2 protein-coding genes are annotated in these 2335 nt (G+C 67.7%); one reads left to right on the top strand and one right to left on the bottom strand.

What is annotated here, in order from left to right; all coding sequences use genetic code 11:
* Positions 1–109 precede the first annotated feature (109 nt).
* Positions 110–1648 (bottom strand): GMC oxidoreductase, encoded by a 1539-nt coding sequence (locus AB0J40_RS36345; RefSeq protein WP_364462585.1) that lies wholly within the window; start codon positions 1646–1648, stop codon positions 110–112.
* 209 nt (positions 1649–1857) lie between these two features.
* Between AB0J40_RS36345 and AB0J40_RS36340 the strand changes: the two genes are divergently transcribed.
* A complete protein-coding gene (locus tag AB0J40_RS36340; RefSeq protein WP_364462582.1) occupies positions 1858–2223 on the top strand; it encodes an RNA-binding S4 domain-containing protein in 366 nt (121 codons plus the stop codon).
* Positions 2224–2335 lie beyond the last annotated feature (112 nt).

The following is a 2335-nucleotide window of genomic DNA, read 5'->3' as shown; positions in this document are numbered from 1 at the left end:
CCCAGGCTCTCCGTTTCTTACACCGTCTGGTTGCTGCGGTCCCACGGTTCGTTTGTGAGAAACAGTGTTCTAACACCGTTTCTCACTCACGACGAGCCGCGGCAGACTGCTAGAAGTCGGTGGCGATGATCTTCTCGATGTTGCGCTCGGCCAAGGCCGTGATCGTCACGAACGGGTTGACGCTCGTGTTGCCCGGGATCAGCGAGCCGTCGATCGCGTACAGGCCCGGGTATCCCGCCAGCCTGCCGTAGTTGTCGGTCGCCTTGCCGAGCACCGCGCCGCCGAGCGGGTGGTACGTCAGGTGGTCGCCCCAGATCTTGTACACGCCGAACAGGTCCGTGCGGTAGATCGTCCCCTCCTTCGCGTTGATCTTGTCGAAGATGGTCTTCGCCATGTCGATCCCCGGCTGCTTCCACGCCGTCTGCCAGTTCAGGTCCACGCTCTGCGTCGCCGGGTTCCACGAGAACTGGGCCCGGTTCGGGTTCTTCGTGATGGACAGGTAGAACGACGCCCACGTCTCGATCCCGGTCGGCAGCGGCGCCACCTCGGCGAACGCGCCGCCCGCGGCCCAGTTGTCGATGCCGCCGCAGGGGATGGACGACTGGAGGCTGCCGGTCGGGTCCCAGATCTGGTTGGCGCGCCCGACCATCACGTTCCCGTTGTCGCCCCAGCCCTTCCCGACCTCGCCGTTGAGGTTGGGCAGCGCGCCGGTGGCCTTGAGCTTCACCAGCAGCTTGCTCGTGCCGACGCTGCCCGCGGCGAAGAACACCTTGTCGGCGGTGACGCCCTTGGTCGCGATCACCGCGCCCGAGGTGTTGAGCTGCTCCAGCGTCACCGCGTAACCGCCGCCGGACGCGGGCGTCACCGACGTGACCCGGTGCAGCGGCGAGATGGTGACGCGGCCGGTCGCCCTGATCTGCGGGAGGTACGTCTTCTGCAGCGACTTCTTGCCGTAGTTGTTGCCGTACAGGATTTCCCCGGCCAGCGCCGACCGCGGCACCGTGTTGGCCTGCTCCTGCTGCATGTAGTTCCAGTCGTAGACGTCCGGGACGAAGACGAACGGGAACCCGGACCGCTGCGCCTGCTTCCGGCCGACGCGCGCGTACTGGTAGCACTCGGCGGAGTCGAACCACGCGGGGTCGACGAGGCCGACGCCGAGGCCGGCGTTGGCGCGCGGGTAGTAGGTGCCGTACATCTCGTCGGCGTTGACCGTCGGGAGGATCGCGCCGAAGTTCTCCCGCTTCGGCGTGACGGCCATGCCGCCGTTGACGAGCGAGCCGCCGCCGACGCCGCGGCCCTGGTACACGATGATCCCGCCGAACTCCTCCGCGTCGAGGATGCCGGTGTACTTCGGGATGTCCTTGTCGATCGGGAACCCGAGGAAGTTGGACAGCGGCTGCTTCGTCCTGGTGCGCAACCAGAAGGAGCGCTGGTCCGGGCTGGTCGTGTTCGCGAAGATCTTGCCGTCGGAGCCGGGCGTGTCCCAGGCCATGCCCATTTCGACGAGCTGGACGTCGACGCCGGCCTGGGCCAGCCGCAGGGCGGCGACCGAGCCGCCGTAGCCGGAGCCGATGACCAGCGCGGGCACGCGCGCGGCGTCGGCGATCGTGGCGGCGGCCGCCCGGCTCCCCACAGCCGCGGCCGCCAAGATAGAACCAGTTCCAGCAATGAAAAGACGACGGGAAACTTGCCCAGAAGCTGTTCTCCATACGGATTCGTCACGCATGCGATAGTCCTCACCGTTGAGGTATATTAGAACAGGTTATAACTCAGTGGTGCAGACAAGTCGACATATACCCGCGAGTAACCTCCCCGGGTTGCGCGGGGATTCCGCTGAATGGGCCATGATGGACGACTGTGGAGTCGACCCGAGTGGACCGCTGGCTCTGGGCGGTCCGGCTGACGAAGACCCGTCCGGACGCCGCAGCGGCGTGCCGGGGCGGGCACGTGCGCGTCAACGACAAGCCCGCCAAGCCCGCGACGACCGTCGTGCCGGGTGACGAAGTCCGCTTGCGCATCGGCGGGACGACCAGGATCCTCGACGTGGTACGGGTGATCCAGAAACGCGTGGGCGCGCCGGACGCGGTGACGTGCTACGTGGACCGGACGCCGAAGCCGCCCCCGGAGACCGCGATCCCGGTCGCCCGGCGCGACCGCGGCGCGGGCCGTCCGACCAAAAGGGAACGGCGCGTGCTGGACGCTTTCCGGCAGCAGGAGTTCTAGCCGTGTTGCGATCGACCCATTTCGGAAATGGGTGGGAGGCCAAACCCACCCCGCTAAAAAACCGCCCCCGGGGACGGGGGACGCCCCCCGCGGGGGCGAGCCCGCCCCCCGG

This window comes from Amycolatopsis sp. NPDC049691 (genome assembly GCF_040675005.1).
In the GTDB taxonomy this organism is placed as follows: Bacteria; Actinomycetota; Actinomycetes; order Mycobacteriales; family Pseudonocardiaceae; genus Amycolatopsis.
This window is presented reverse-complemented; position numbering and strand designations above follow the sequence as displayed.